This window comes from Brucella sp. NBRC 12950, assembly GCF_030268145.1.
Taxonomy (GTDB): domain Bacteria; phylum Pseudomonadota; class Alphaproteobacteria; order Rhizobiales; family Rhizobiaceae; genus Brucella.
Genome location: NZ_BSQC01000017.1, coordinates 80368 through 105647 on the forward strand (window position 1 = coordinate 80368; position 25280 = coordinate 105647).

Below are 25280 nucleotides of genomic sequence, written 5' to 3' on the forward strand. Positions count from 1 at the left end.
CAACTCTACACACGACCAGTCGATCGAAAATATCTATTAGGAATTAGTGATGTCACCGAATTATTGACGGATCATTAAAGCTTTTGCAAATCCCACAATTGAGTCGTTGTGGATGGTTAAATATCTGTCTCAACAAACAGGGAACTTTGGTGCTTCTAGCGCGTTGATTTTTCAACATGAAGGAGAAACAAAATGTTCCGTGCACTTATCCTTTGGCTTCTTGGCGTGCCTTTTATTGTAGTGCTGTTTATCTGGTACTTTTTCTTCTAGTCCGGGAACAATCCCGGAGTTGAGCCGTTACTTATACGGCTCTTATGACCTCCGAGCCAGTCACCTAACGTCATGAATTGGGCCCGTTCCATGAGAGCGGGCCATTTTTTATCTTATATTAGAATGATGTTGGTCGGTATGCTTCGATTGCTTTGCGGTGCAGGCGGAAATGAGCCGGCGTCCAGGTCGAGAGCTCGCCATCGGTATTCACCGGGCGTGGTTTTTTGGTGCGTATGATGACTTCCGTCGTAGGGAATGCACGCACATCATCCCATTTGGACTGGGTACCCTGTCGAAGACTTGGCAGAAGCCGCAACAGCTTCCACCAATGATCGACTTCGAGGCTATAAAAATCGAGCTTTCCATCGTCAATGGCTGCATCTTTTTCGACAGCCATGCCGCCGCCGTAAAACTTGCCATTTCCAACCGACACCTGAAGCGTCTTTATCTTTTCGGTTATGCCGTCATGTTCAAGATAGGCCGTGAAAAGCTCGGATCTCATCAGAATACGGCTAGCGGCGATGGCATAGCCAAGCTTGCCCCATTTCTTCTTGGCATCGGCACTGAGTTTTTGCGCCAATTCAGCACTAAAACCGATGCTTGCGACGTTGAAGTAGAGATGACCGTTGACCTCGCCCAGATCGATGGGGAGTTGCTGATAATTCAGTAATTGGCGCGTGGCTTCCGTTGGGTCTGCGGGGATGCCAATCGTACGAGCAAAGTCATTCGCGGTACCTAAGGGCAGAATAGCCAGTGGCAGTTTCGTTTCCATAAGTCCTTTTGCGGCTGCATTGAGTGTACCGTCGCCTCCGCCGACAATCACCAAATCAACATCGCGATTGCCAAGAATGACATCTGAAATTGTTTCGTCGCTTTTTGCAGTCTTCTCTACCAGTGATATCCCGCCTCGCTCCAGAATCGCGCGCATATCAGCGCTGAACCCTTTACCATTTCGGGCTTTCGGGTTGACGATCAGCAATGCTCGGCGCTTGGAAGCTATGGCCATAAACTACCCATTGAATATTCAAGTTGAATTATCGAACACCGGAAATGGCGATGGATTCTCGGATATCAATGGGGAAACGAGATGAATTCTTTTTACGGCTTTTAATGAATGCACCAGGATTAAACTGAGTGTCGCGAATACCATCAATTTCAATTATGAAAACGCTCTGACTTGATGTTACCTTATCACCACGGCGGGCGGGTATGATGTAATGGTAGCTTGTCAGCTTCCCAAGCTGAATGCGCGGGTTCGATTCCCGCTACCCGCTCCAATGTAACTCACTTGCTATTGGATGGAGATTGCAATGGCACGGTTAACACTCATGCTCGGCGCAGTTTCTTTATTGGCTGCGACCCATGTATCCTATGCGGCGCTTGCACCAAATTTTCAGCGCGCAAAAGAACTGAACGCTGTTATTGAAGCGGTTGCACAAGCCATTCCGAATTACCCGATCAGCAAGGTCATCTATCAAAAAGAAGATCAGTATCAGGTGATTGCTGGCCCTTGTTCCGTAAGAGCGACGATCGTTTCAAAGTCTATGAAAAATGGGATGGTCGGTCCGCGCCAGTTTGATGTGAAGTTGGGACAATCTCGTTGTCGCTGACATCACCCGCAATTTCTAATTAGCAATTGCTTGCATTTCTTCCTGTTTCCGGCTTCATGGGTTTGTTGAATTTTAAACTCATGTTTGGAGAAACTAATGGCAGAAACCAGCTCGCTCAACAAATATCAACCTCATGCCATTGGCATACTTCGTATTGTGACGGCATTGCTTTATATCGAGCATGGCACGCAGAAAGCATTCAGTTTTCCTATTGCCGGCCCTGATAGCCTGTCTGCATTGCAAATCGCATCAGCCTTGCTGGAGGTTGTTGGCGGCGCGTTGATCTTGCTGGGCTGGTTCACCCGTCCTGTCGCCTTCATCCTATCGGGTCATATGGCTTTTGCCTATTTCATGGCGCATTTTCCGAAAAGCTTCTTCCCAGTTGCGAATGGTGGCGATGCGGCAATTCTTTTCTGCTTCGTATTCCTGACGCTCGTCGCAACTGGCGCTGGCGCATTTTCGGTCGATAATCGTAACCGTTGATCGAAATCATTTCCTTAAGGCGGTCTATCTGACAGCTTCAGATCACATACAGTTTTCTTGTATGTGATCTGAACAATGCGGATGATCAAAAAATGAAAATACTCTTGATCGCCCTGGCCATAGCGGCCTTCCTCGTGTTTGGCTGCTTTCTGCAGACACACTTCGGCTCGTGGCAATAAGAGATCCAGCGAAGCGCATCCTTGATTAGTGAATTTGCGGCCTTACCTAGAGGTTGTAACGATCAAAGGAGTTCTTCATGCGCACCATGCTTGCAGCCATTCTTCTCACTGCGACTTCCGTCGGCGCTTTTGCAGCCGCGCCAGAAGGCGCAAAGTTATCCGAGATAATCGCCAAAATCGAGCAAACAGCCGATGTGCAATATATTGATGAAGTCGATTGGAATGATCGCGGTTATTATGAAATCGAATATTTTATGAAGAATGGGGCAAAGGTCGAAATCAAGATCGATCCCAAAACAGGCGAATCTGTTCGATAAAACGAATCTCCAGCAGGCGGCACATTAGTCAGATGTGCCGCTTCTTAGTGAAACCGCCATTTGATACGCTTTTTTAGCCGCTGAAATGCTCCCATTCCTCCATCTTTTCCACAAGATCAGCCTTAAATTAGAATTATCCGAATTTTTTTTATGGTCTTACGCATAGAAACGATTGACGCTGATCCCGTTCCCGCATACATGAGCACCGTTCCTGATCGAAAGCATCGGAACAATGCGCGGGTGTAGCTCAGTTGGTTAGAGTGCCGGCCTGTCACGCCGGAGGTCGCGGGTTCGAGCCCCGTCACTCGCGCCATTCCTCTCTTAGATAGAGGAATGTTCAGGGACAAAGTTTCCTTCCCTATCAATTAGATAGTTAAATTAGATAATGTAAACGCAGAGCGGAAGCTTTGCGTGTTTTCTTTGTTTTCGGACGAACGAAAAATGGCGAGCCTCGCGACCCGCCATTTAATCAAAACGTCTTATTCCTGCGTAAGGTTCAACATCGGAATGGCGCCGTTCGGCAGCATTGTCGTCGGAAGTTGTCCGTTCCACTTTTCGGCCTGTGTGAGCGAAACCAGACCCGGGTTATCGCGCAATGCATCACCACGCGCCTTGATGGCCTGAGCCTCAGCGTCACCTTTCAGACGAATGGCTTCTGCATCAGCTTGTGCCTGAAGCCTCACAGAATCAGCCTGCGCCTGCGCATCTGCACGACGGGCGTCAGCCTGCGCATTAGCCTGCGTCACGGTAATTTCCGCCTGCACCTTTTCACGTTCTGCGTTCTGCCGCAGACGCTGAACTTCGACCTCAGCAAGCATACGCTGCTCAATACTAGCCTCGTAGGCATCAGAGAAATCAATATTCTCGATCTGCACGCTATCGATGATGACCGGACCGCTTACGCTTTTCTGGATAGCGTCTGCGATTTCCTGATTAAGGCGACCGCGCTCCTGAATGGCTGTTACAGCTGCGAAGCGACCGAATACAGTCTTGCTTTCCTCGAACACGCGACGTTCAACCAAACGCGACAAAAGTCCATCTTCACCGCCATAAGTGGCGTAAACTTCTTCAACGCGGTCCGGTGGAATACGATAGTTGACCGAGAGGTTCATCGTTGCTGGTTGCTGGTCCCGGCTATAGGCCTCCATGCCGTTATAGATAGCTGCCTTGGATTGGACCGAAACGCGAACGACGGAATCTATCAATGGAATTTTGAAACCAAGCCCCGGCTGTGCAACGCCGGCCACCGCTCCATAACGCAGAATGACGCCACGTTCCCCCTCGTCGACAGTATACCAGGACCCCAGAACGACACTCAAAATGGCTAAGCCGATAAATGCGGCAATAGCAGTTGGAATATGACGCATATCATCTCCTGTTACGCTTAATTAATAAGTGCTCAATAAGCGCAAAACTCAGAGAATTGAAAACAAAACGAAGCTTAATTTTCGAGTATCGACAACTATTTTGATCTTACTAGATCTATTCTAATCAAGCAGAACCGATATTAACAAAATTATCCAAAATGCGGCGCGGAATCACCTCGTACATAATGCTCCAGAATATTGTTAAATCTGTACACACTATGTGATTCAAATATTATTTCCCTCTTATATTCAGCCCGTTATAGGGAGTTGTCTAATATAACTTTGACTAGTCACGAGGAAAGAACAATGAAAGCATACCTTCTCGCAATCGCTGTTGTGATGGCCGCTGCTTCACCTTCGCTCGCCTGCACAGCTGAAGACGTTACTGCAAAAGCGACAGAATTTTCTACAAAGATGCAGGAACTGGCAGCAAAGGACCCTCAGAAAGCAGCTGAAGTTGCTCAGAAGCTTTCCGGCGCGCAGTCGCAGCTCGCTTCTGATCCAACGAGCGCATGCAAAGTCTATGATGATATGATTGCTGAACTAAAGTAATTATCTGAATGGCGGCGTTCGAAATATGGATGCCGCCATTATCCTGAAAGCTAGAAAGTTAACTGCACATCCAGTGCCTTTTCGCACTCAGTCAAATCAGCGCCAAACTTGGTCAAAGTGGCTTCGTAGTCAGGCTCTTGCGTGCTATCGCTTTTAATATAGCCAGCAATTGTATCAATAATATCTTGGAGCGAGCTGGCTGCCGTATCGCACATTTTATAGGTTTGATAGCCAGCCTGATCTGTACTGTTCTGCGCTATCTCCCGCCACTCCGATTGCGCTTTTGCAACAGGTACTTTTACCTTGTCTTCCATCTCGACACCGAGAGCTTTTGATCGCCCTTCGGAATTTTCGCCCAGTTCGATATAGGTATAAAGCCCATCGACCACGGTTTTTCTAAGTTGAAGCGAATCCGTTTTTGCATCGGCAAGCGCCGGAGAAACCATCAGAAAAGCCATCACGCTGGTTAGGGCTGCTTTGCTGGATAAGCGCACGTCGAACTCCTGCTAAAATACGTTGGGCTTCTTAAAGCAAACTAGATTGGAAGCCGGAACCCGTTTTGCAGGATGTATTCGCAGTTCTGCTCATCACCTACTTTCAGTTCTTTACGGAAAATAGCGACATAATCGGCTGATTCAGTCGATTTCAAAGATGTGGATTATTCCATATTCGTTGTTTAATGCCAGCTGCAGAGAGCCGGCATTAAACGGTGGCTTCAACCACGCTTTTTGGCGCGAGACAGGCCGAAAAGCCCTGAAATAAGCAGTGCTACGCCCACACCCATGATACCGTAACCAAGAGCGCCAGAGCCGATCTCGGACTGGTTGGCCGACGCAATGGCCGCGGCTGTATCAGACGCCCCAGAGTCATTTACCCGTGCATCAATCATCGCAACGACGCCCGGTTCATTGCATTTGGATATAAATGTTTGTTGGGCTTCAGCGCTATCTTTGTAGAGGTTCTTGACGTTTTCCTCACAGCGCGACTGATCGGCCGGTGAAACACCCGATCCGCTGGACTGGAGATAGAACCCGCCACCCAAGAGTATTACTCCTACCACAGCCATAACGGCTGGAGCACCCGCCACACTTTTCTTAGCCATATTACCTTACCCTCTTAAAGTTGGGCGTAATAAAACCTGAGTCTTCTAATGAGACAAGGCACGAGCGCTCTTGGAGCAACAATAAGAATTAGGAAAGTTAAAAGTAACAGTGTCAGCGCAACGAAACTCGTAACGAATCTTTGTAGGCTAGATCCAAACGCGAATTTAACATTTGACCAGAAGGTTCAATGAACCTGTGAGCATCACCTAAATTTACGCTAAGTCATTGATTATATGGCGCACCCGACAGGATTCGAACCTGTGACCTCTGCCTTCGGAGAGCATACGGAAACGATTTCTCTCAGTTTCTCAAAATTTCTTTAGCCCGCTTTATTCCTTCATTTTCAATAACTTGCAACCTTACCATCCCGTAACGTGTTTCCGGGCACCTTCACGTTTTTCCATTTTCGTGGTGAGTATTCGGTGAGTAGAATCGCTAAGGCAGGGGTGAAATGGCGAAGCTTACAAAGACGATTGTGGATCGCGCAGATCCGCGTGAGAAGCAATATACCGTCTGGGATAGCGATCTTAAGGGCTTTGGTTTGTTCGTCAATCCGGCTGGATCAAAGACATATTTCGTCGATTATCGCACACCTGAAGGCAAGCGCCGCCGTATGACAATTGGTCGACACGGGAGTATCACGACCGAGCAAGCCCGCAAACTCGCCATCGAAACTCTTGGCGGGATTGTTTTACAAAAAGAAGATCCATTGCTTGAGAGACAAACACGCCGTAGTTCACTGACGGTGACAGATCTATGCGACAATTATCTGAAGGCTGCGAAGAAGGGCTTAATTCTCGGTCGGTCCGGTAAACCCAAGAAGTCATCGACCCTAGATACGGATACAGGCCGGATCGAGCGCCATATCAAACCGCTTCTCGGTAAATCCCTCGTGGTTGACTTGAAGAGATCGGACATATCCAAATTCATCAGAGACGTGACCGCAGGCAAGACGGCTTTTGAAGGGAAATCTGATAAAGCGAGAGGCAAAATCGTGGTTTCAGGCGGTGCAGGAACTGCAGCTCGTACGGTAGGTCTATTAGGTGGCATCCTGTCTTATGCCGTCTCAGAAGGCATTATTGAATTTAATCCGGCGCAGGGCGTCAAAAGACCAGCCGACAACCGCCGAGAAAGGCGACTGGTTGAGAATGAGTTTAAAGCCATCGGAAAGACGCTGAGGAACGCCGACACAGTCGCATGGCAGGGCATAATCGGTACTCAGCTACTCTTGCTCACAGGCTGTCGCCTGGGCGAGATCGTCAAGCTCCGATGGGAAGAGGTCAGCCTTGATGAGCAGTGTTTTCGGCTTGGCGACAGTAAAACTGGTGCTTCTGTCAGACCCATCGGAAAGGCTGCAGTCGAGGTATTGAGAAATATAAGGTCCGACAAAGCAATCGGATGGGTACTGCCCGGCATAAGGAATCCGACAGACCATATCGGCTCACTGGATGATCTGATCGAAAAAATCATGACTATGGCCGGCCTAAATGGCGTCACGGCCCACACATTTCGCCACAGCTTCGCGTCCGTAGCAGCGGATATGAATTATTCTGAGAACACCATTGGCGCCATAATCGGTCACGCTGGAAGCAGCACAACGAGCAGATACACTCATCGCCTCGATACCGTTCTTGTGGCTGCTGCTGACGACATAGCGAACAAAATTGAAAGCCTGATGGCTTGAACCTCAACTGTGGAAGGCCGGCTTTATCCACCGGTTTTCCACTGAGCATCCCCAGCCTTTCCCCGAAATTTCCACAAGTTGATCACTCGCGTTGACTCCGTTTTAAAAATAGAACAGAATAGGAACATCGATGGCGTAACCGATTTTATCTGACACGTTTGGCGGCGTGTTTTTGCTTAGTATGGAGTCCGTCATGAATGCGGTCGCTGAAAATTACGATGATGAAATCGAGTTGGTGCTCGCATATCACAAGGGAAACACCCGAGCTGCCATTGAGGCGCTTCTGAAGGACCGTGATTTCCTCATCAAGGAAATCGAATACGCCAGTCTTGCTATGTCTATGGGCTTTGCTCGCGGTTGGAAACCAACGGTGTTTTCAAAATGACCCGGTCACGCGGCGCACTAAGCATTACAAGCATCAACGCCACCTACCCTCATCAGGTCATTTTGGTCTTAACTGACTGGCATCGAGCCAACCTCATTCTGTTGCTCAATGACCGAGAGCGACTTGGCGGATATCGGCTTTGGACAGGAAAGCAGCATGGAACTCATGATTTCAATATTGCGCATTTCCCTACCAAGGAAGGACAGGAAGAATTCATCAGGTTGTACGGAGGCGTCCCCTATGACCCGTCTGACAAGAAGTCGAAACCGTGGGAGACGTACTTTGAAAGATGCGCAAGCCCAACACTCTAGCTGAAGTCCCGCGTGACGCCCGCTTTAAAGATCTTCCTAGATGGTACGAGCTGTATGGTTTCTGTTTTAGATGTGGCCATTACGGAAAAATCGAGATGCGGGAGATGTTTCGCAAGTTCGGCACGCAGACGATCATAATTGGCCTAGAGCCAAGGTTGCGCTGCACCAAATGCAAATCGCTTAACGAAAGCCAGTTTGGCGTGGCTAAAATGCCGAGGTAAATATGTCAGAATATAAAGCCGATAGCGGCATTGCAGGCCAGGCCGGGAGATTTGATCATTGGTGTGACGCTGACGGCTGCAAAGCGTGGGGAAGCTATGGCTATAAGACGAAGTATGGTCAGCTCTGGTTCTGCTACGAACACCGGCAACTTGGCGAAGACGCTTTAGCTGGACGGCGGTAATAAGTGCCCTACCTCCTTTTTAAAGGGAGAGAATTATGCAAGGACCAAAACGAGAAGGCCTATATCCGGATCGGGAAATTGATTGTCAGGAAGCTATGTCGCAAGGCATCGCGGATCTGATCGAGCAAGCTACCCTGTCTGGCACATCCGAAGCAGATGCTGCGGCTGCGATTTCCGACACAGCTATTCCAGGCATCCGTGATCTGATTGATGATGCCGTCGCGGCTGGTTGGGCACCAGAAGAAGCCGCCAGCGCGGTCAAGGTTGTCGCCGCTGGAATGTATCGCGGCTTCACTGGTACAGAGCCAGATGAGTAAAAACACACTTTTCAATGAAAATTCATTTTGATAAAATTTTGCCGCGCTTCGTGACAGGAAGCTGGGTCCACGCGAAGCGCAGCCCCGGCAACTCGATCACACCTCTCGTGCCGGGGCTTTCTCTAGTAGTGATTTACTTCGCGCGCAGTTCGATCGCCTTTAACCGCTCGGCAAAGAATATGATCTTATTCAGATCGTAAAGGCGGCTGGCTGCGTCCTTCTCGCCAAAACGATAGCAAGCCTTAAAGATGTTGCCGAGCGCAAAGGACATGCCTTTGTGTTCAATCAGATCATTGAGCTCGCTCGCGCCATCGGGCAGCTCGTAATAGCTGGTCGAGCCGCCGTCGGATTTGATCACGCTACTGGATCGCAGACCGAGATCAGTTAAATGCACAGGCTTCGGCATGAGATGCTTCATTGAGATCGGTTTATCCAAATCGCCTCGGAGGATCTCACGGTCAATTTTTGCGTCTGGCACCATTACACTTCCTCCCTCACCTTACGGTTTGGCTCTTCGAATTTCTCTGTCAAAGGACCGCCAGCCAGTAAGCCGCGCAGCGCTGACAGCTTATCTTCCACAAGCGGGCGAAAGCGCCTCGCTGCAAAAGGCGGGTTTTCATAACCAAACTGCGGGCAAGTTCCGCGATCGACACCCTTGAGACGAACGCCGATGTAAGAGCCGTGAATATAATGCTCAAAAGGTCCGATCCACTCGATCTCGTAAATTTCGCCTTCCTTCACCTCAAGGAATTGCTCAAAGCCAACGACTGAATCGATGCAGACGACTTTTTGGCCGACGTCGAATTGGTTCATGCTGAATCTCCTGCGAGGATGGCTTCGGCTATAATGCCTCCAGCAGTTCTATGGCTATCTGACCAGACATCGTCATCGTCAAAAACGCAAAGCGCTATAGCAGCACATCGCTGGCGCTCTGCAAGGACGGCAGCTTGCACAAGCTCTTCGATGTGGTGATCAAGTTTAATTGCTGCAATATTTTCGCCCATCACGCCGCTGCCCAATTCTCAATTCTTCGATACTCAACTGGCACGCCGTGCTGTTCAGCGCGATCAATGCCCATCTTTATTCCAGCGCTGATACCACGATCAGTGTAAACAACGCATTTCGTTGCCACGCGATACCAGGCGAGACCTGCCTCAATGCCCACCAACCGTTCATCGGGCTGTATATCGTCCAGCACTTGCGTATGCAGCAAATGGCTGGCAATCGGTGCCTCGCCTCGCCGCAGGCTGTCTAATAAGCAGACCCGCGCATATGTGGTGTTGGCTTCCACGTCTCCGCTGTAAGGCGTTTCGATAATGACGAGTGGCTGGTGGTTATCGTTATAAGTTTTTGGCGAGGAACTTATAAATGCCCTACCTTCAACAACCGCGCGTGCGGCTTTGTCTTCAGGTCCTTCTATCCATTCATCTCCCGGCCTGTTTACGCCGTATAGCTGGTGCAATTCCATATTCTCTCCTCGTGTTGTGGTGAAACGCCGCTTGGTGGGCGGCGTTGTTGGTTAAGCGGCGACCCGTTTTAAAATTACGGTAAAGCTTCCTACATCTAATCCGCCTGTTGTAACGCCAGTTAGATCAATAGTGGCCTCGTCACCGACGCGAAGTCCTTCATGCATCGCACAGCACAATGAGATTGCAGCAACGGTCATTGGGGTTGATTTGCCGCCGCGCTGCGATGCGACCTCCGCTAATTGGTTATTTATGCGCATAGGCCATGACTTCGCATAATAAGTAACATTCGGAGTAAGATTAGCCGCCCTACTCAGAAGCCACTGTACAATTTTTCTCATGCCGCCCTCCTCTCGCTTGCCGCATTGTCATTCGCAGCAGCGTACTTCCCAGCGACCATTTCAGGCCGGAGAATATCGCGACCAACTTCACCAAACTGCTTGCTATAGGTTATCCGCTTAGCTGATCGACCCGACAGCCAGCCACCTCCAGCCGCATAAGCGTCTGGTGCCGCGAGCGTTTCATGCTGCTCGACATACATCAGCGTGCCTTTTCTGGCATCGTCGCTGTGTCTGTGTCCGATATGAACATATGCTTGAAGCGAACGGCCAAACATTCCACGGAACATGCCAGCAATCGTGCCCTCGATATTTGCGACACCTCGCTTGTGCCCGTGATGATAGGCAAGCATCGTGCTGCCCCACTCGAACGCGTAATAGAGCGAGGGGGAATTATCGACAGTGATGCGCGGCTCGTTCTCGTACATTACGGCCAGCATTTCACGCAGCCAAGCAGATGAGGCTGGGTCGTGGTTGCCCGAAGCCATCACGACATGAACGCGCTCGTGCTTCTGCAAAAGCATGTCGATGATGCGGCGGATTGTGCGGATCACAATTCGAATGACTTTCTGCAGGCGGCTGTCTGCATCCAGAACATGCTTGTGGGCAGGTGTGACGCTTTCAAGCGCATCGTGGTGCATCAGGTCGCCGAGCTGAGCCAGAATGGCCGTGTGAGCGTCAGGCGCTTGCGCTACTGCTGCCGAGAACCAATCGAGCAATAGCTGCTCGGCAATCCGCAGATCGTAATCGCTGCCAGTTTCTTCGCGCCACGACATCATGCCGAAATGGTTGTCAGTGATCGTGAACTGGTTCAACAGATCATCGCGGCAGCCCTTTGGAGCTGGCAAGATCGATACGCGCGGCAGATCTTCTTTAAGCGCTTCAACCATGGCTGTGATTGCTGCACGCTGTTGGTCGGCGTCCGCACGTTCCATGATATGCTGAGTGACAATGCGGCCTTCGCTGTTAACGAGCGTCGTCTTGCCTTTGACGGCCAAACCGGCGGTAGCCTCATAGACCGGGCCAGCCTCTTTCGTCTGGCGCATGTATGTGCCGTTAGGTGTCTCAGTCAGGCTTTTGATTGCATAGCCGGGTAGCGTTTCCTTCGGACCCATCAGCCCAAGCTCGGCCGCGCGTTTAATGCTGTCGTGAAATGCAGACTTCTTGACGCCGCATGCGTGTGCAGCTTTCGTTATCGTGCCGTGCTGCTGATACGCAGCAACACGGCGGGCTAGTTCTTGTTTTGAGAGCATTTAGTGTCCTCGAAGCTCGTGTATTGACGGGCCTTTGATTTCAATCGTGGAGACCGGGCCGCCGGGCTTGCTGTCGTCGAACACGCCGACCACTAGACGGCCGGTATACCAAGCGAAGGTGTCCAGGTCAGTGCGTCCTGAAAATAGCAACGGGCCATCTTCAAATTGATGATGGCCATGAACAACGTGCCTTTCGCGATGCCCGCCTTCATACCCATCTGGATAGAGCATCCATTGCATGGTCTGCGGCGTTTGCTCATCAAGCGGAATTGTCTCGTCAACACCAGCATGAACGAATACGCGATGCTCATCGACATGGATGAGAGGCAAGGATTTGAGCCAGTCGATGTGCGCCTGTGGAACAAGCGTGAGTGCGGCAGAGATAGAGTCTCCTTCCTTTCCTCCATACGACAGAAGCGTCGCGCCGCCGCCGTTCGGCATCCAATAGGATCCTGCAAGTCCGGTGGCGAGAAGGCAAGTCAACATGATTTCCTCATGATTGCCCTGCAAGCATATCCACTTCCAGCGCTGCGGATCATCCGGGCCTTTCATCAGCCGTTCAATGATCTGCGCGCTTTGTGGCCCGCGGTCAACGTAATCGCCCGTGAAGACAATAGTGCCGCCAGAGTGGCTGCTTTGCTCAATGCGTTCGATTGCGGACAGCAATAAATCGTAACGACCGTGAAGGTCCGCGACTGCAAAAGTCTTGCTCATGCGGCACCTCTGGCGGCGATCATGGCGTCGGCTGCGCTGTAAGCTTCTTCGGCTGTGCTGCTGAGCTCAATATCAGTACCGTCCTTCTCAAACAGTTCATTTGACCGACGTAACCCTTCAAGCATTGCCAAACCAGCAAAGTGGTCGCGAAGGGTCATGCCTTCATGCAGACTGCCTATGCGGAACCCTTGCGGATTTTGCCATGTAAGGAATGGGTGAGCAGGCCCACCCGTGTTTACGCGCGCACCCGCGCCCTGTGCCTGTTCAGACATACAGTCTCCTCGTGTTGGTTGGTTTGCGGGTTGGTGGCCCGCAATTTGTCATTGTGGTGGAAGTGAAAGAGGCGTCAAGAGCAGATGAGAGTTGGTACATCTGAATCGCCGCTACCAACACATCATCTCAAGTGTTGAGTCCCCGTTATCCACATTTGCCCCCATAGCATTCCCACAATATCTAGCGTCTGCGGCCGTATGATAAACCAATACTTGACGATAGTTGCCGCTTCCATCATCAGTTGTACTAATTAGATGGTTTGGTATTTCGACGATGCAAATATTCTGCGATGAAAGTGGCGGCTGTGAGATAGGAACGTTAGTCGTTGCATCAGTAACGATTGATCAAAATATCGCAGATCGGTTTGTGAGAGACTTTCGAAAGAAAAGGCGAATATCAGGCGAATTGAAGGGTAGCAGTTTCAATCATGATGATAGAATGTGCTTTTTCGATATGCTTGACCGTATTGATGATGCGGCAAGTGTAGTTGTTGGATGCACTCGAACGGACAGAGCGGGTGCTTGGCTACTTCACAAAAAATCGCCTATACACATATACAATGAGTTGATATTTCAATCCTGTTCCGCACATTTAGAGGGTTATAACGGAAGCGTTACAATCAAACCAGATGGCGGTAAATACTCGGCGCCCGTGATGAAAGAACTAGAAATCGATTTGCATGGTCGATTTATTCAAAATTCCGAAGCAAGGTTTTCTATACAGTTTTCCGAAAGTAGCAGAACGAGTGGAGTGCAAATTGCGGATGTCATTTCAAATACTACTTACAAAGAAGTAGCTGCGGGAAATTTCGACCTGTCGGACAATGTCTATTGCGGCGGTCTGTGGCGTGGTGGACGCCTTCAGTTTCGAAATATCGATCTCGGCGAAGACAGACCAGAATGGCTGGAGGCCGCTGAATAGAAAAAAGGGTTGCCGGGAGCAACCCTTTAAAAAGATAGCGTCGGCACTTTACCGTTGTTCCTGCTTCGAGTTACTATCGGTGTCGCGATGGACCCCTCCTGGGCAGGCAGTAGGTGCGGTCACTTCATTTAGTGAACACTTTCCGTGACGCATGATTTGTATATGGCGTAGTTGACGGACCCGTCAAGTGAATAATCAACATATAATTGATAAATTACAGCAATTACTACTGTGAATTTGCACTCTTTCGTCACCCCCTCGCCCGCGTTGTCTTCTGCTCAAACACACGATCCATACGCTCAGTGAGCCCGTCGATGCGGTTTGCAACGCTTTCGATGGCGCGCATGATCTGTGAGGTCTGTTCCTGCATCCCCGCCTTTGTGGCGAATGTTTCGGCCGCGCGTAGTTTGTAGTCTGACAATTCCTGCCGCGTCAGCGCGGCAAGCGCTGTTGCTGCTTCGGCCTTGGCGGCCGTTTCGTTTCTCGCAGCGTTGATCTTGCTGTCGACGTACTTCCAAAGGCCAAACAGAAAGCCGAACAGCATCACGATGAAGCCGACAACGCCCATGATTTCAGTGCCGGTCATGCTTCGTTTCTCTTTAGATTAAACATAGTTAATATGCCCCTTTGTGTTCGCTTAAGGTCTTTGCTGATATGATTGCTGCATGAGACAGGTATCGAACAGTTTGATTGGCGAAATCTTCGGTGCGGTTCTGCGGGTTTTATGTATCGCGGTGCCGGTGGTTGTTGCACTGGCAGCTATAGTCTTCATCGTGAAATACGAAGAAAGACGGGCGTTCATGCCGAAAGAGCAAACACCGGGAGTGACGGAGCCTTTGGGCAACTGACCTCAAGGCCGTACCCCGCACAGCTTTTCCATTTTCTCATTCTCGGCCAGAATCTGGCGCTTGGTTTCTGACGTGTCGTCGTGACTGGCGTAGATCGCTCGCGCCACATCGCAATAGTTACCGCTTGTCGCGCATCCACTTAGCAAGCCGAGCGTCAACAGCGCTGTCATCAAGACGGCTGACTTCATTTTCTATCTTCCGTGCTTTGGTTGCGGATTGAGCGTCGCGCGCAGTCTGAGCCGTTTTGCTGTCAGACCGGCCTTTGAGGTACGCGCTGACAAGGACGGCCAGCGCCGCGCTAAGAACAACGGCGTAGCCTGTCAGCTTGGAGCGGAGGGCTAAGAGGAAGGTCATGCCGCAGATCCATTGGGCCAAGCTGTACCAGTTATATGTGCGACGAATCGCTCACCACACCGATGAGCGTCCTTCCTAGTTCGCCAAAAAGGCCTGCCGGGAGCGCCAACAACTCTTCCGTCAACTTCAGCATAGAATGCGCCCCATTCTGTACTTTCTCCCTTGGGAAGTTGTTTCACTTCAATCTTCAATTCGCTCATGTCTGCCCTCCTGTAAGAAGCAAGGACTTCGAACCGTCGCATTCGCGGCGGATCAGATACCCGTCGCGTGTTTCGGTTATGCCTTGCGCGAGAGTTAGCCTCGCATGGGTCCAACGCTGGACCTTTCCGCCAATCGCAACTTCTGCAGTCTGTGCTTCAGCGTCGTAATCAATTACGATTCTCACGCCGCCACCCTCTTCAGTTCGAGCCTACCTGTATGCCAGAGCCAGAAGCCGCCGCCCAAGGCAACGACAATCAGAGCAACCGTCAGGAATGCCCACGGATTTGAAACCGCGCCGATAAGGCCGGTCACGAACGTACCGCCACCAGCTGCGACAATGGTCTGCACCGTTTTATCCTTGAGCAAAGGCACGTCGTCAGGCTTCGCGTCATCAACAGACGCAGCTTTCATTTCTCGCGCTGCGGTCAAGCTGTCGAGGAAGTTGCGATAATAGCCAGCAATCAGCGTGGCCTTGTCAGTGCCGTTGACGATGGCTCGCGCGCCTTCAGGATCTGCTTTGCCCTTGCCGAAATAATCTGCGAGCTTGCGGCCGGTGAACTTGCCCAGCACCATGCCTTCAAAGAGGATGCGGATTGCAGTGGTAAGCTCTAGTGCCTTCTCAGGTGCATCGGCAATACCGAACTTCTTGTAATTGTCCTCGCCAGTGATCTGAGGAAGGCCTCGTCCGCGATAGGTCCAGCCGTCGTTGACACTGTCGTTGCCCATGCGACCGCCGTAGACCTTATTAGCAAGCTTTTGAGGCTGGCGAATATATGGTTGTGCGCTGGCTACAGTTGGGAACCGCTTCGGCCACGTCTTCCGAATTTGCGCCGCACTCGTATAATTCAGATTCTCAACAACCGGCTGCATCTTGCCGCCTGTCTCATGAAAGACCGTTGCAAGGATGTACGCGATCTGCTCGTCGGGTAGATTACGGCGCTCGGCCTCGGCCACGATAGCAGAGGTGCCATCAACCTGAGCCTGGCTCAAACGGCCGCCAAAAGGCGCGCGCCTCGCATACGCGAAGAACGTTGTTTTGTTCATTTGATTGTCCTAGATTGCCGCCACAACTTGTGAGGGCGGGTATGAAACGTTTGGGGATTATGGCGCTCTTGATCGGCGCTGGCTTGGGTGTGGCTGAATCGAAATCGCTGGGGGAATGCCGCAGTATCAGCAATAAGGCTGAACGGCTTGACTGCTATGACAGAATTGTCGACGCGCCAGTTGAGCACGTCAACCTCGGAGGCGAGGCAAGTTCTGGTTTGCCCAAACAAAAAGACTTGTCAGGCTTCTACCTTGGTGCGACCTTTGGTTTTGGTAGCAGCAGTAAAATTGATAGAGCAGATTACGGTTACGTGAATGGCATACCGAACGGCTATTCAGACTTCGATTTGTTTCGAGCAAACTCTCCAACTATCGGCATAACTGGCGGGTATAATGCGTTCTCAGGGAATACGCTTTTTGGCCTCCAAGTGGATATCACCGGAGACCTCACTGAAAAGAAAAGATCATTCGACCATCAAGAATATTCATACGAATTCCCACGACAAGGCGGGTGGGGTTGGTCTAGTTCACCACACGGTAAGCCCGTTGGGTCCGCTGATACATTTGAGTATGCCGGTGGTACGCAGAAATCAGCCGGGAGTTCATTCTATCGATACAGTGAACAAATTGCTCCAACACTTAGCCTAAGGTTTGGTCAGCAATTTGATAGCTGGATCGTCTATGGACGAGTTGGTGCCGGATTGTCTCGCATCAAGGAAACGTTTGGTTATGATGATTCCAAGTCTGTTCTATGTGGCAGCACCACAACTGAAACTCGGTATACTTCGCCAAATACAACGGAATATTGGACGGCTGCCTGCAATAATCCCTACAATGGTTCCATCACATCATCCTCGCGAACAGTCACTCGCCCGACGGCAACACTTGCACTGGGATCTGAGTATCACTTCGACCGCTACTTCACTCGCTTAGAGGGTGAGATGCGGCATACATTCCTTGACGAAAAGTTGGATTTCAGCCCGGCAAATGGGGTGACGCAGTATAAGGTAAGTACTGGCATCGGAATTCGTTTTTAAAGCCCCGTCGCGTTGATGCATCGTTTCATTGTGTTTCCTTTCGGCATGAAAAAAACCGCCTCAAGGGCGGTCTTTTTTGGGGATTTTACGATAGTAGGGTTGCCCGATGAACGAGCAGCAATCATTACCGCATGACCTTCCCCAAGACAGAGGTTGTTTAGATAATGTTTATTAGATGGTCCGGATTCGGGATGATTTCGGTTTTTGTGCTGATTGCAGGTATGCTGGGTGCGACTTTTCTGTTGCGCCCTCTTCTTATGCAGAGCATGGCGCTTCATCCTGCGGCTTATGTCGCTAACGGCATAGGTTTAATCGCTGGCGCCGCCGTGAACCTATTAGTTGCAACTGTTTTCAGAAAGATTTCCGATGAATCACATCACAGCTTTATGGGCATTAGCATGCTGGGTTGGTCGCTGATTGGCGGTGTCGCGGGCGTTGCTCTCGCGATATACGGATGGACAATGTAGTCCTGCCGCGTTGTGCGTCGGGCCATTGCCTTTTCCTAAGGCTGTGAGAATATCTGCATGCACGCCGTTCCAAATCCTCAACCCCGGTGCGCAACACCGGTTCAGCCCCCGCTGGCCGGGGTTTTTATCTGATCTTGCCTCACCCGCTACGCGCCCTAGTTCTTAACCATTCACTGTATCGAAGCACTTGCTCGTGTTACACCAGTGATAAGCCCCAGCTCGGAACGATTACCCACGGGCTGGGGCTTTTTTGTTCTAACCCTTGACGCCGGAACATTGTGATCTAGCTACTAGTTATTCACTGCACGACAGCCCCCGCTCGAATGCTAAGTGAGGAACCCCGGTCCATGGCTTGCCCGCCTGCCGGGGTTTTCTTCGTTCAATGCTGGGTTTAAAATCGACTGGCGCGGACCATCCTTAACGACGCAACTGGATGGCTCGCAAAGCCCCGACCGCACACAACCGGTCGGGGCTTTTCTTTTATGTGATCTTCTGAAATTATGAATTTGCACCAAAGGCCGCCCGTCAAAGTTGCCAGAGGTGTAACCCCGGATTTGACCTACCGTCGTCCGGGGTTTTTATTGTGCGTCCTGTACTTGCGGCCATTCAAACACGGGCAATTCAGCGATGAATTCTGGAACGCTTGGCTGATCGCGTTCGCCTTTCTGCACCTTGTCCATCTCGGCTAATGCATAGAGCCAGACAGCATCACGCCACGCGACGAACACTTGTGCTTCAGCGGCCCATTGTTCAATTGTCGAATTGACGTAGCTGGCGAGTGTTGCGCCGCTGTCGTACTGGCGTTCACTGGCTTTGGCATCAATCATCGCCTGAATTTCGAGGCGGTAAACGTCAACAGGGTTAAGGCCGGGATGATCCACTACCGGCTCGCCAGCTTCAACCGGAACTGTTTTCATTGGCGGTTGGATGCCGAATGCCTGATAGTGCATTGGCAGGCCCTTTTTACCTATCCTTGTGGCGTCAACAATTTCTTTAGTGTTCTGCATGTCTAAAACTTTCAGATATGGATTTATTAGCGGGAACATAATTGAGCAACGAACGTGACGATTACCTCCTCGGCGCAACCTTAGCGATTAAGATTGCAGTAGGAGCCATAGCCTTCAGGCAGGTCGCGAATAGTTTACAACCAGATATGGAGTTGAAAGCATTGAACGAACTTGCGCATCGCCTTCTTGCCAATGAAGCTATTGGGTCAAACGATCCAAATCGCGGCGACAAAATACGCTCAATAGGAGAGCAGCAACTCGATGACATAATTGGCAATATCGCTTGGCGTCAGGGATGATAAATTCTCCTGCCCCTTTATAGAATGTTCCGTGCGCAGATTTGAGCTCAACAACGCCTCGTGGGCATTCAGCCATCCTCGTTCTCCTCAAATTCTGGCTTCTCAAATTCGGGAATAAACCGGCCCTCGCTGTCGGTGTTCGGATCGAGATCAGAACGGACGAACGCATCGTTACGACGCCCGGTGACCATCCAAGCGATAGTTGCTGTGCTTTCAGGGTCTTCACAGATGATTGTGAATTTGCCGCTGTCGGCTGGCGCTTCAACCCAAACACGATCAGGTCCGTATTGGTTTTGCAGTGAGGAAACCATCACATCAGCATTGAGTGCTGCGAAGGTTCCATCCGTCATCCCGAATGCCGCATCAATATCGACAGTCATTCGGCCATCTACCAGGTCAACCATTCCGCGATAGATGTTGACGTATTCCGTGCTTTCTACGAAGCCATGCCGAAGGTTCTTATTGAATGGATCAAGTGGATGATCGATTAGGAACGTTCCTCCCGCCTTGGAGATGGAACCATAGAATGCTGTGTTGCCAGACCTATCAACCTGAAATGCACCACGGACATAATTCCCGGTTATGCCGTCGTACAAGTCCATAATGAACTGTTCACCAGAACCTAAAAACATCTTGTAGCTTGGCTGACGTCCCGACCAGCCGAAGTTGATCAAAGTCTGGCCTGTTCCGGGATTGCCAGAATTTATTGAGATGCCAGTAGTAAATGCTGCGCCGCTGTTGTTGGCTTTTGCGTTAAGTGCAGTCTGCGTAGCTGTGCTAATAGGTAAGCCAGTTTTAGCCTGAACTGTGCCGTCGCCTTGAATGTATTGAGCATTCGTCCCGGCAGACAGCGCTAATAAGGTTCGTCCTAGTGCTCCAAGATCGATCTGCTGAACGTCCTTGTTCGCGTCAGTGACGAGTGCCTTATTTGCCAAAAGCGCGATAGCTTTGAGCGCGCCGTTTGCGTCCGTCTGAAGTATCTGTTGGGCGGCAAGTGTCAGTGCGGTGAGTGCACCTGTACCGTCAGTCTGCAAAATCTGACGTGCAGCCAATGTGAGCGCCGCAAGCTTGCCAAGACTGCCGTTCGGGTCAGTCGGAAAGGGCTTCAGCTCATACCCACCAGTTGCGTTACCAACTGGCGCCTTGCCTTCCTCAACACCAATCTCAGCAAGACTGGAAAGAACGCCATTGCCAAGCAGCTCGATAAGAGTTGTCGCTTGCGCTGTCACACGGGCACCGTCTGGCAAATACCGCGCACGATAAGGTGCGTTTGTTAACGACGTGCCAGTCCATGGCGAGGTCAGTGTCAGCGACGTGTTGCTATTCACGCTGGCAATAACAGCCGTCAGGTTCTGGATTTGAAGGGTGTCGCCTTCACGGAACTTCGCCACATCAAACAGCGTACCTGTGCCGGTGACAGCCGTTGAGCCATTGGCGAGCGTAATCGTGCCAGAGGTGTAATCTGACAAAACAGCCATTGTATTCTCCGATTTTCGGATGTTTAGAGCGTTGCAGCTCCAAGGATGTAGTAGCGAACGCCAACAGGATCAGGGAACCCGGTTACACCCGGTCCCGCGCTGTTTCCCGGCGATATGTGAACGACGCAATGGTCAGAATTAACAACCGTCGCCATCGACTGGCGAAGCACCTCAACAGTGCCACTCCCCGGCGAAACATACATCGCGTGGTTGCCCTGCCTGAACATGTCACCAAACTCGACAATGACCTTTGGGAACACGAACATTCCCTGACTGTCGAAGTTGATACGGGCGCCAATATTGCCGTAGCGCCAGTTTACCTGATTGGCCGAACTGAAGTTCGCGGCCGGGATATAACCCTCAGCAAGTACGGTGACAGCGCTGAAACGTGTGTCGATCAGGATGTCGTTGTAACCGGGCACGGTGTCGCTTGAACCCGGCCTTTTGATCTGGAAATGCTCATTGCCGAGCTTTCTCACGACCTGATTGCCACCGCTCGTATAACCCTGCAAACCTGTTGCGTAGAGCATGAAGCGAATAGCAACGGAGTGTGTTCCAGTGACAGAGAACCGAATACCACCCGGCTCCACTTTGTAAAACGCGTCTGTGCGCTCTTCAGTGAAGCCGGTGTTCAAGTTCACTGGTGGAATAACGAAGCCCCAGCCATTCAAGCTGCAGATCGTGTCACAAACCATCGATGGCGAAAGATCAAAGTCGATGGATGCCGGTTTAGCAACAAAGTATGATCCACCTGGCTGAATAGCCGGTGTTTCTCCCATCATCACGCATTTTACCGGCGTGCGGTTGCTGTCCATGATCAACTGGCGACCGGTTGCCGTATCGACGCTAAAGCCCGGCCTCGCCATCTTTGCGCGCGTCGGCTCCAAGGCAAAGGCAAGTTGACCAGATATAGGCGTGCCATTCGGTGTCGGGATCGCCACGTTGTTGCACGGCAAATCCCAAATCATCGTTGTGACAAAATCCCAATCACCCGAAAGGTAAGCTTCAAATCCAGCTGACTGGTTTGATGGTCTAATGCACCAGCCCTGATATCCGAACTGGCTTGGTATGCGTCGATAGCCAAGGCCAGTCGGTTGAGTTTCATACGAGTAGCAGGTCACGCCGTAGTTGGTTACTGAGAAATAGTAAGCCGATGACGTGCTTGGCTTGAAATTATAGAGAATGCGAGCCGTTCCATCACCAGAGATGAACTTCATCTCTGCAAACGGGATTGTGCTCTGGATATCAGGCATTCTTCCGATAAGACCATAAATGTCATACCGAGCCGTGTTCGCGCCTGCGGTGGTATATGAGCTTTTCATAACCCACTGATCGGTCATAGCCCCTGTCTGCAAGCCGTAGAAACTACCCGGATCATAGCTACCCGGATAGTTCGATTTGTTCAGTGTCTGAGGCAATTGGAAATGACCAAACACGTAAGAAAGGTTGCTTGCCTCAGAATTGAAATAGAACCGGCTGAATGCACTGTTCGCCACACCCAGCGGATCGTCACCGTCGAACTTCATGATTTTCATTACGGGTCCGACACCAGGCTTCCAGCCAGCATACCAGTTGACCATTAGACGAAAATCCTGATGTAAGCGTTGGTACCGTCGCCGCGAATATCCAGCTTGCTGTTGTTCGACAAAAGCCGGTCGAATTTCAGCGTACCAAGCCGCACGTTCATGGCGTAGACCTCATCATTCTGAACAACAAACGGATACGTATACCCACCGCTTGCGCCGGGATTTGCGATAGCAAACTGATTGGAAATCACCACAAACTGGCTGCCTGTGGTGGTCACATTGACGAACCATCCCGCCTCTTTCCAACTGTCAGCAGTGCCAACGCGGGCGAATGCAGATATTTTCGTTGATGCCCCACCGCTGCCTGACGTTGCCGTCATCCGCCAAGCGGCGTTAGAGACAGTTCCATCGACCGATGCATTAACCTCAGTCAGAGCATTCGAAATGGCAGTCATATCGCCTTCAACGCCATCAACGCGGCTTTGAAGGAGGACAACCGTGCTTGCATCGGCCTTTGTGCCAAGGCTTACATTGATCTGCGTTAGCTGCTGTCCGATGGCGCTATTTGGTCCGGTCGCAACAAGGATATCTTCCTGCCACGATGCCCTCGCCGTTCCAAACGTGCTTGTAAGCTGACGCCGGATCTGCTGCATATCAGCATAGTTGCTGTTATGATTGTCCGCCGTGCTGGTTGCCAGTTCCTGCGCTTGCCTTTTCAGCTCACGCATGTCGTCGGTTATCCAGTTGATCAGCCCCGAAAGATCATCATCCAGACGGCCATAATCGACTGGGCTGTCGTCGCTTGTGGTTTCTTGCGTCAGAACCAACACGGGATCAGACCAAGCCACAGGACGTGTTCCTGAAGCCACCTTGAGACGATAGCGAACATTCCATTCTGACTTGCTGGTCAGGCCATTCACGATCTGAAAGACAGTTACGTCACGCGGCACGTAAGCCGTGAATACCTGTTCGGGGTCATTCTCTGGCCAATACTGAATATCGACGCCTTCAACAGTGATGTCGTCTATCGCGTCCCAGAACAACCGAATGCCGGGGTATTCTTGGCCATCATCGCCAATGACCTTGTTAGGGATGGCGTTGAAGTTGGATAATTGCGCCTGATAGTCAGGCTGGCCATTCGGCGTTGGAACAGGCGGATTTGTCGCGTATGCTGTTGGATCAAAGATGCCGTCTCCAACCTCCTGCCACGAGATGGAAACATCGCGAACGCTGTCGCTGCCCATTGCGCCAAGGGATTTGGAATGAACCTGAAACTTAATTGTGCGGTTATAGCGGGCTGATACCCACTGAACCCACTGCCCCACCTTCAATTCAAGAAACTTCGGATGGACGGTGAAGTTGCCGTTCGCCTGATAACGTGAGGCACGGATAGCGATATCTGCCAGACGGTCGCCTACACGCGGATCAGTAACGGCGGTGTAGTCAACCTTGGAAGCCAGTCGCTCGCGATCCTGAGCCAATGCAGCAGCATCAACACGCGTGGTAAGTGAAGTCGTTTCATAGAACAAGTCTGGGCTGACATACGAAGCCGCAACAGTGTTGACGAGCTCAGTCCGGGTACGCGTCAATGACAGCTGGAATGATTTCTCCCATGCGATGTCATTATCAGTGATTGTCGCAACCACTGCCTGATTAGCGCCTACGATTGGATATTCACCCGTAACGCCTTCAATCCAAGAACCCGCACAAGCTTCGCGCAATGGCGTCATGTTGGTTTCGTGCGTAACCCCGTCACCAGATGAAGCAATCAATGCCGCTGCATAACGCTTGCTACCGTCTGGCATGATTTCATCGCAGATATTCATCGCGGTGAACCATTCAGACAAAGGCAAACGGCTCTGGGCAACGCCTCGGCCAACGATTTTTTCAGTGCCGTTGTAGATGCCTAGTTCAAGATTATACATCATGACAGCGGGATTATCGGAGAAAGCCCAAGTATCCTGATTGTTTCTGCGCTGAGTTCCGGACCCGCCGACACTCGTGTCAAAGCGCGGGTCATACAATGGAGCGCCACGAACCTCGAACATAAGGCTCGGCGGCGAAGTCAGATTATCGGCCTCCATGCGTGACGTGACCACGACGTAACAGATACCTGCCCCACGATGATCTGAAGTCCAGCGACCAGGCGGATTGGCATCGGCAATTAGATTATAATCAGCGGCCTGATCCATCTTCCCCTGATAGAAGCGAACCCACACTTCGCCGCCTTCGTGGACACCCAGTACTTTCCTGCCATATGCAATGTCGTCAGGGGTTAAATTCTTCCATTCGCCATCCATCTGCACGCGCAAGAGCTCGACGCATCGAAAGTCCGAAAGCTTGAACACGTCCTGCACCATTCGGTTACCTTTACCGAATGCGTTGCGATAAACGTGATGCCCCATCGTGCCAAAGACGCCGAGGCCGACCTCACGCACGAGATTTTCGCCGTACTTAGTTTCTGTGGCAGAGGCCGAGGACTTAGGCGTCTGCTGAAAGATTGATGTGAGCGCGTATTTTGCGGCGACCAGAAGACCGCCAAGCACAATGTTTGCAAGGACGGTACCGCCGAATAGCCACGAGCCAAGGCCTACTAGCCCTGTCACAATAGAAACAGGGTCCGCCGCCGCAGGTGTTGCCAGCAGCGCGAAGATAATCGCCAGAATGTAAAACATCAGGAAACCTTGAAGGCCCTCTCGGCCATTGTGCGTGGCAGGAAGCGCAAACCGTCCTCGCCTTTCACCGCGAAGCCGTATTCACAGAAGTAGCCGACAGTTTTCTCAAAAATGCCGACGTCACCCCGCTGCGCCATCGCAACAGGCGTTTCTTCAAAGCGGTCGGCCAGGACGGCGCTTAAGCTGGCAAACCCTCGCTGCTTGATCAGTCGATAAGCCCCTGCACGGCTTTTGTATTTACTACGCACTTCAGCTGCAGGATCGATGCCTGTAACCGCTTCAATCGCGTCGGATGTGGTGAGAAGACAATCTGACTTTCCCCAGACCAGAGGCGTGTTTATGTGCGCCTCCGTGACAGCCACGAGGCGTTTTTCCCATTCCGGATGTCGCATGGCGAT

At 51.1% G+C, this 25280-nt stretch carries 34 protein-coding genes and 2 tRNA genes; 15 read left to right on the forward strand and 21 right to left on the reverse strand.

Annotated elements, in window-relative coordinates; all coding sequences use genetic code 11:
• Window positions 1-388: 388 nt before the first annotated feature.
• Window positions 389-1276 (reverse strand): lipid kinase, encoded by an 888-nt coding sequence (locus tag QSJ70_RS23480; protein ID WP_113158558.1) that lies wholly within the window; start codon window positions 1274-1276, stop codon window positions 389-391.
• 197 nt (window positions 1277-1473) lie between these two features.
• Here QSJ70_RS23480 and QSJ70_RS23485 point away from each other — a divergent pair.
• The 5 genes from QSJ70_RS23485 to QSJ70_RS23505 all read left to right on the forward strand — a co-directional run bounded on the left by QSJ70_RS23485 (window position 1474) and on the right by QSJ70_RS23505 (window position 3172).
• Window positions 1474-1547 (forward strand) — tRNA-Gly (locus QSJ70_RS23485).
• Between the two features lie 51 nt (window positions 1548-1598).
• A complete protein-coding gene (locus QSJ70_RS23490; protein WP_285540108.1) occupies window positions 1599-1880 on the forward strand; it encodes a hypothetical protein in 282 nt (93 codons plus the stop codon).
• 96 nt (window positions 1881-1976) lie between these two features.
• The gene (locus QSJ70_RS23495; protein ID WP_007874863.1) at window positions 1977-2363 is read left to right on the forward strand and encodes a DoxX family protein; all 387 of its coding nucleotides are present in this window, start codon (window positions 1977-1979) and stop codon (window positions 2361-2363) included.
• A gap of 256 nt (window positions 2364-2619) precedes the next feature.
• Window positions 2620-2859 carry a PepSY domain-containing protein gene (locus QSJ70_RS23500; RefSeq protein ID WP_007874862.1) on the forward strand — a complete coding sequence of 80 codons (240 nt, stop codon included), beginning with the start codon at window positions 2620-2622 and terminating at the stop codon, window positions 2857-2859.
• Between the two features lie 236 nt (window positions 2860-3095).
• Window positions 3096-3172 (forward strand) — tRNA-Asp (locus tag QSJ70_RS23505).
• A 166-nt stretch (window positions 3173-3338) separates the two neighbouring features.
• On the opposite strand, the gene QSJ70_RS23510 is transcribed toward QSJ70_RS23505, so the two are convergent.
• On the reverse strand, window positions 3339-4226 hold the full coding sequence (locus tag QSJ70_RS23510; RefSeq protein WP_007874859.1) for a prohibitin family protein: 888 nt from the start codon (window positions 4224-4226) through the stop codon (window positions 3339-3341).
• Between the two features lie 306 nt (window positions 4227-4532).
• Between QSJ70_RS23510 and QSJ70_RS23515 the strand changes: the two genes are divergently transcribed.
• Window positions 4533-4778: a hypothetical protein gene (locus tag QSJ70_RS23515; RefSeq protein ID WP_007874857.1), complete on the forward strand. Its 246-nt coding sequence runs from the start codon at window positions 4533-4535 to the stop codon at window positions 4776-4778.
• Window positions 4779-4828: 50 nt separating this feature from the next.
• Here QSJ70_RS23515 and QSJ70_RS23520 read toward each other — a convergent pair whose 3' ends face one another.
• Together QSJ70_RS23520 and QSJ70_RS23525 are read right to left on the reverse strand one after the other, a co-directional pair.
• A complete protein-coding gene (locus tag QSJ70_RS23520) occupies window positions 4829-5272 on the reverse strand; it encodes a hypothetical protein (protein ID WP_113498790.1) in 444 nt (147 codons plus the stop codon).
• Between the two features lie 221 nt (window positions 5273-5493).
• A complete protein-coding gene (locus QSJ70_RS23525) occupies window positions 5494-5880 on the reverse strand; it encodes a hypothetical protein (RefSeq protein ID WP_285540114.1) in 387 nt (128 codons plus the stop codon).
• Window positions 5881-6332: 452 nt separating this feature from the next.
• Here QSJ70_RS23525 and QSJ70_RS23530 point away from each other — a divergent pair, with 452 nt between their 5' ends.
• From QSJ70_RS23530 to QSJ70_RS23545, 4 genes are all read left to right on the forward strand, one after another.
• Window positions 6333-7565: a tyrosine-type recombinase/integrase gene (locus QSJ70_RS23530; RefSeq protein WP_285540117.1), complete on the forward strand. Its 1233-nt coding sequence runs from the start codon at window positions 6333-6335 to the stop codon at window positions 7563-7565.
• A 193-nt stretch (window positions 7566-7758) separates the two neighbouring features.
• Window positions 7759-7950, forward strand: a complete 192-nt coding sequence (locus tag QSJ70_RS23535; protein ID WP_285540119.1) for a hypothetical protein — start codon at window positions 7759-7761, stop codon at window positions 7948-7950.
• A 534-nt stretch (window positions 7951-8484) separates the two neighbouring features.
• Window positions 8485-8664 carry a hypothetical protein gene (locus tag QSJ70_RS23540; RefSeq protein WP_285540121.1) on the forward strand — a complete coding sequence of 60 codons (180 nt, stop codon included), beginning with the start codon at window positions 8485-8487 and terminating at the stop codon, window positions 8662-8664.
• A gap of 35 nt (window positions 8665-8699) precedes the next feature.
• Window positions 8700-8981: a hypothetical protein gene (locus tag QSJ70_RS23545; RefSeq protein WP_285540123.1), complete on the forward strand. Its 282-nt coding sequence runs from the start codon at window positions 8700-8702 to the stop codon at window positions 8979-8981.
• Window positions 8982-9114: 133 nt separating this feature from the next.
• Here the strand turns inward: QSJ70_RS23545 and QSJ70_RS23550 are convergent, their stop codons facing one another.
• The 8 genes from QSJ70_RS23550 to QSJ70_RS23585 form a co-directional block, all read right to left on the reverse strand.
• Entirely contained in the window at window positions 9115-9399 is a 285-nt protein-coding gene (locus tag QSJ70_RS23550) for a hypothetical protein (RefSeq protein ID WP_285540125.1), read from the reverse strand.
• A gap of 62 nt (window positions 9400-9461) precedes the next feature.
• Window positions 9462-9794, reverse strand: a complete 333-nt coding sequence (locus QSJ70_RS23555; protein WP_285540127.1) for a hypothetical protein — start codon at window positions 9792-9794, stop codon at window positions 9462-9464.
• Window positions 9791-9985, reverse strand: coding sequence for a hypothetical protein (locus tag QSJ70_RS23560; RefSeq protein WP_285540128.1), 195 nt, complete (start codon window positions 9983-9985; stop codon window positions 9791-9793). Before QSJ70_RS23560 ends, QSJ70_RS23555 begins: the two co-directional genes overlap by 4 nt.
• Window positions 9985-10449 (reverse strand): DUF7768 domain-containing protein, encoded by a 465-nt coding sequence (locus QSJ70_RS23565; protein WP_285540130.1) that lies wholly within the window; start codon window positions 10447-10449, stop codon window positions 9985-9987. The genes QSJ70_RS23560 and QSJ70_RS23565 overlap by 1 nt, the downstream gene beginning before the upstream one ends.
• Window positions 10450-10500: 51 nt before the next feature.
• Window positions 10501-10788: a hypothetical protein gene (locus QSJ70_RS23570; RefSeq protein WP_285540132.1), complete on the reverse strand. Its 288-nt coding sequence runs from the start codon at window positions 10786-10788 to the stop codon at window positions 10501-10503.
• Window positions 10785-12038: an oxidoreductase gene (locus tag QSJ70_RS23575; RefSeq protein ID WP_285540134.1), complete on the reverse strand. Its 1254-nt coding sequence runs from the start codon at window positions 12036-12038 to the stop codon at window positions 10785-10787. Before QSJ70_RS23575 ends, QSJ70_RS23570 begins: the two co-directional genes overlap by 4 nt.
• Window positions 12039-12752 carry a metallophosphoesterase gene (locus QSJ70_RS23580; RefSeq protein ID WP_285540136.1) on the reverse strand — a complete coding sequence of 238 codons (714 nt, stop codon included), beginning with the start codon at window positions 12750-12752 and terminating at the stop codon, window positions 12039-12041.
• Window positions 12749-13024, reverse strand: a complete 276-nt coding sequence (locus QSJ70_RS23585; RefSeq protein ID WP_285540138.1) for a hypothetical protein — start codon at window positions 13022-13024, stop codon at window positions 12749-12751. The genes QSJ70_RS23580 and QSJ70_RS23585 overlap by 4 nt, the downstream gene beginning before the upstream one ends.
• A gap of 274 nt (window positions 13025-13298) precedes the next feature.
• Between QSJ70_RS23585 and QSJ70_RS23590 the strand changes: the two genes are divergently transcribed.
• Window positions 13299-13946, forward strand: a complete 648-nt coding sequence (locus QSJ70_RS23590; protein ID WP_285540140.1) for a DUF3800 domain-containing protein — start codon at window positions 13299-13301, stop codon at window positions 13944-13946.
• A gap of 250 nt (window positions 13947-14196) precedes the next feature.
• Here QSJ70_RS23590 and QSJ70_RS23595 read toward each other — a convergent pair whose 3' ends face one another.
• The gene (locus QSJ70_RS23595) at window positions 14197-14532 is read right to left on the reverse strand and encodes a hypothetical protein (protein ID WP_285540142.1); all 336 of its coding nucleotides are present in this window, start codon (window positions 14530-14532) and stop codon (window positions 14197-14199) included.
• A 79-nt stretch (window positions 14533-14611) separates the two neighbouring features.
• Between QSJ70_RS23595 and QSJ70_RS23600 the strand changes: the two genes are divergently transcribed.
• Window positions 14612-14794 carry a hypothetical protein gene (locus QSJ70_RS23600; RefSeq protein WP_285540144.1) on the forward strand — a complete coding sequence of 61 codons (183 nt, stop codon included), beginning with the start codon at window positions 14612-14614 and terminating at the stop codon, window positions 14792-14794.
• Window positions 14795-14796: 2 nt separating this feature from the next.
• On the opposite strand, the gene QSJ70_RS23605 is transcribed toward QSJ70_RS23600, so the two are convergent.
• The 3 genes from QSJ70_RS23605 to QSJ70_RS23615 form a co-directional block, all read right to left on the reverse strand.
• Window positions 14797-14982, reverse strand: a complete 186-nt coding sequence (locus QSJ70_RS23605; protein WP_024898763.1) for a hypothetical protein — start codon at window positions 14980-14982, stop codon at window positions 14797-14799.
• A gap of 362 nt (window positions 14983-15344) precedes the next feature.
• The gene (locus QSJ70_RS23610; protein WP_285540148.1) at window positions 15345-15533 is read right to left on the reverse strand and encodes a hypothetical protein; all 189 of its coding nucleotides are present in this window, start codon (window positions 15531-15533) and stop codon (window positions 15345-15347) included.
• Window positions 15530-16393: a chitinase gene (locus tag QSJ70_RS23615; RefSeq protein WP_285540150.1), complete on the reverse strand. Its 864-nt coding sequence runs from the start codon at window positions 16391-16393 to the stop codon at window positions 15530-15532. The genes QSJ70_RS23610 and QSJ70_RS23615 overlap by 4 nt, the downstream gene beginning before the upstream one ends.
• Window positions 16394-16434: 41 nt before the next feature.
• On the opposite strand from QSJ70_RS23615, the gene QSJ70_RS23620 reads away from it, so the two are divergent.
• Window positions 16435-17430 carry a hypothetical protein gene (locus QSJ70_RS23620; RefSeq protein ID WP_285540152.1) on the forward strand — a complete coding sequence of 332 codons (996 nt, stop codon included), beginning with the start codon at window positions 16435-16437 and terminating at the stop codon, window positions 17428-17430.
• Window positions 17431-17621: 191 nt separating this feature from the next.
• On the forward strand, window positions 17622-17897 hold the full coding sequence (locus QSJ70_RS23625; RefSeq protein ID WP_285540154.1) for a hypothetical protein: 276 nt from the start codon (window positions 17622-17624) through the stop codon (window positions 17895-17897).
• A 578-nt stretch (window positions 17898-18475) separates the two neighbouring features.
• On the opposite strand, the gene QSJ70_RS23630 is transcribed toward QSJ70_RS23625, so the two are convergent.
• On the reverse strand, window positions 18476-18904 hold the full coding sequence (locus QSJ70_RS23630; RefSeq protein WP_285540156.1) for a hypothetical protein: 429 nt from the start codon (window positions 18902-18904) through the stop codon (window positions 18476-18478).
• A 41-nt stretch (window positions 18905-18945) separates the two neighbouring features.
• Here QSJ70_RS23630 and QSJ70_RS23635 point away from each other — a divergent pair, with 41 nt between their 5' ends.
• Window positions 18946-19203 (forward strand): hypothetical protein, encoded by a 258-nt coding sequence (locus tag QSJ70_RS23635; protein WP_285540158.1) that lies wholly within the window; start codon window positions 18946-18948, stop codon window positions 19201-19203.
• A 68-nt stretch (window positions 19204-19271) separates the two neighbouring features.
• On the opposite strand, the gene QSJ70_RS23640 is transcribed toward QSJ70_RS23635, so the two are convergent.
• Genes QSJ70_RS23640 through QSJ70_RS23655 form a run of 4 tightly spaced genes read right to left on the reverse strand, consistent with a single transcriptional unit; the run spans window position 19272 to window position 25274 of the window.
• Window positions 19272-20681 carry a hypothetical protein gene (locus QSJ70_RS23640; RefSeq protein ID WP_285540162.1) on the reverse strand — a complete coding sequence of 470 codons (1410 nt, stop codon included), beginning with the start codon at window positions 20679-20681 and terminating at the stop codon, window positions 19272-19274.
• Window positions 20682-20704: 23 nt separating this feature from the next.
• Entirely contained in the window at window positions 20705-22261 is a 1557-nt protein-coding gene (locus QSJ70_RS23645; protein ID WP_285540164.1) for a hypothetical protein, read from the reverse strand.
• A complete protein-coding gene (locus QSJ70_RS23650) occupies window positions 22261-24882 on the reverse strand; it encodes a phage tail protein (RefSeq protein ID WP_285540166.1) in 2622 nt (873 codons plus the stop codon). Before QSJ70_RS23650 ends, QSJ70_RS23645 begins: the two co-directional genes overlap by 1 nt.
• Entirely contained in the window at window positions 24882-25274 is a 393-nt protein-coding gene (locus QSJ70_RS23655; protein WP_502871716.1) for a DUF6950 family protein, read from the reverse strand. The genes QSJ70_RS23650 and QSJ70_RS23655 overlap by 1 nt, the downstream gene beginning before the upstream one ends.
• Window positions 25275-25280: the final 6 nt, after the last annotated feature.

Excerpts from the sequence above, each read along its gene's own strand:
- QSJ70_RS23480 (WP_113158558.1), bottom strand. The coding sequence starts at position 1,276 with ATGGCCATAGCTTCCAAGCGCCGAGCATTGCTGATCGTCAACCCGAAA.
- QSJ70_RS23490 (WP_285540108.1), top strand. The coding sequence starts at position 1,599 with ATGCTCGGCGCAGTTTCTTTATTGGCTGCGACCCATGTATCCTATGCG.
- QSJ70_RS23495 (WP_007874863.1), top strand. The coding sequence starts at position 1,977 with ATGGCAGAAACCAGCTCGCTCAACAAATATCAACCTCATGCCATTGGC.
- QSJ70_RS23500 (WP_007874862.1), top strand. The coding sequence starts at position 2,620 with ATGCGCACCATGCTTGCAGCCATTCTTCTCACTGCGACTTCCGTCGGC.
- QSJ70_RS23510 (WP_007874859.1), bottom strand. The coding sequence starts at position 4,226 with ATGCGTCATATTCCAACTGCTATTGCCGCATTTATCGGCTTAGCCATT.
- QSJ70_RS23515 (WP_007874857.1), top strand. The coding sequence starts at position 4,533 with ATGAAAGCATACCTTCTCGCAATCGCTGTTGTGATGGCCGCTGCTTCA.
- QSJ70_RS23525 (WP_285540114.1), bottom strand. The coding sequence starts at position 5,880 with ATGGCTAAGAAAAGTGTGGCGGGTGCTCCAGCCGTTATGGCTGTGGTA.
- QSJ70_RS23530 (WP_285540117.1), top strand. The coding sequence starts at position 6,333 with ATGGCGAAGCTTACAAAGACGATTGTGGATCGCGCAGATCCGCGTGAG.
- QSJ70_RS23535 (WP_285540119.1), top strand. The coding sequence starts at position 7,759 with ATGAATGCGGTCGCTGAAAATTACGATGATGAAATCGAGTTGGTGCTC.
- QSJ70_RS23540 (WP_285540121.1), top strand. The coding sequence starts at position 8,485 with ATGTCAGAATATAAAGCCGATAGCGGCATTGCAGGCCAGGCCGGGAGA.
- QSJ70_RS23545 (WP_285540123.1), top strand. The coding sequence starts at position 8,700 with ATGCAAGGACCAAAACGAGAAGGCCTATATCCGGATCGGGAAATTGAT.
- QSJ70_RS23550 (WP_285540125.1), bottom strand. The coding sequence starts at position 9,399 with ATGAAGCATCTCATGCCGAAGCCTGTGCATTTAACTGATCTCGGTCTG.
- QSJ70_RS23555 (WP_285540127.1), bottom strand. The coding sequence starts at position 9,794 with ATGAACCAATTCGACGTCGGCCAAAAAGTCGTCTGCATCGATTCAGTC.
- QSJ70_RS23560 (WP_285540128.1), bottom strand. The coding sequence starts at position 9,985 with ATGGGCGAAAATATTGCAGCAATTAAACTTGATCACCACATCGAAGAG.
- QSJ70_RS23565 (WP_285540130.1), bottom strand. The coding sequence starts at position 10,449 with ATGGAATTGCACCAGCTATACGGCGTAAACAGGCCGGGAGATGAATGG.
- QSJ70_RS23570 (WP_285540132.1), bottom strand. The coding sequence starts at position 10,788 with ATGAGAAAAATTGTACAGTGGCTTCTGAGTAGGGCGGCTAATCTTACT.
- QSJ70_RS23575 (WP_285540134.1), bottom strand. The coding sequence starts at position 12,038 with ATGCTCTCAAAACAAGAACTAGCCCGCCGTGTTGCTGCGTATCAGCAG.
- QSJ70_RS23580 (WP_285540136.1), bottom strand. The coding sequence starts at position 12,752 with ATGAGCAAGACTTTTGCAGTCGCGGACCTTCACGGTCGTTACGATTTA.
- QSJ70_RS23585 (WP_285540138.1), bottom strand. The coding sequence starts at position 13,024 with ATGTCTGAACAGGCACAGGGCGCGGGTGCGCGCGTAAACACGGGTGGG.
- QSJ70_RS23590 (WP_285540140.1), top strand. The coding sequence starts at position 13,299 with ATGCAAATATTCTGCGATGAAAGTGGCGGCTGTGAGATAGGAACGTTA.
- QSJ70_RS23595 (WP_285540142.1), bottom strand. The coding sequence starts at position 14,532 with ATGACCGGCACTGAAATCATGGGCGTTGTCGGCTTCATCGTGATGCTG.
- QSJ70_RS23600 (WP_285540144.1), top strand. The coding sequence starts at position 14,612 with ATGAGACAGGTATCGAACAGTTTGATTGGCGAAATCTTCGGTGCGGTT.
- QSJ70_RS23605 (WP_024898763.1), bottom strand. The coding sequence starts at position 14,982 with ATGAAGTCAGCCGTCTTGATGACAGCGCTGTTGACGCTCGGCTTGCTA.
- QSJ70_RS23615 (WP_285540150.1), bottom strand. The coding sequence starts at position 16,393 with ATGAACAAAACAACGTTCTTCGCGTATGCGAGGCGCGCGCCTTTTGGC.
- QSJ70_RS23620 (WP_285540152.1), top strand. The coding sequence starts at position 16,435 with ATGAAACGTTTGGGGATTATGGCGCTCTTGATCGGCGCTGGCTTGGGT.
- QSJ70_RS23625 (WP_285540154.1), top strand. The coding sequence starts at position 17,622 with ATGATTTCGGTTTTTGTGCTGATTGCAGGTATGCTGGGTGCGACTTTT.
- QSJ70_RS23630 (WP_285540156.1), bottom strand. The coding sequence starts at position 18,904 with ATGCAGAACACTAAAGAAATTGTTGACGCCACAAGGATAGGTAAAAAG.
- QSJ70_RS23640 (WP_285540162.1), bottom strand. The coding sequence starts at position 20,681 with ATGGCTGTTTTGTCAGATTACACCTCTGGCACGATTACGCTCGCCAAT.
- QSJ70_RS23645 (WP_285540164.1), bottom strand. The coding sequence starts at position 22,261 with ATGGTCAACTGGTATGCTGGCTGGAAGCCTGGTGTCGGACCCGTAATG.
- QSJ70_RS23650 (WP_285540166.1), bottom strand. The coding sequence starts at position 24,882 with ATGTTTTACATTCTGGCGATTATCTTCGCGCTGCTGGCAACACCTGCG.
- QSJ70_RS23655 (WP_502871716.1), bottom strand. The coding sequence starts at position 25,274 with ATGCGACATCCGGAATGGGAAAAACGCCTCGTGGCTGTCACGGAGGCG.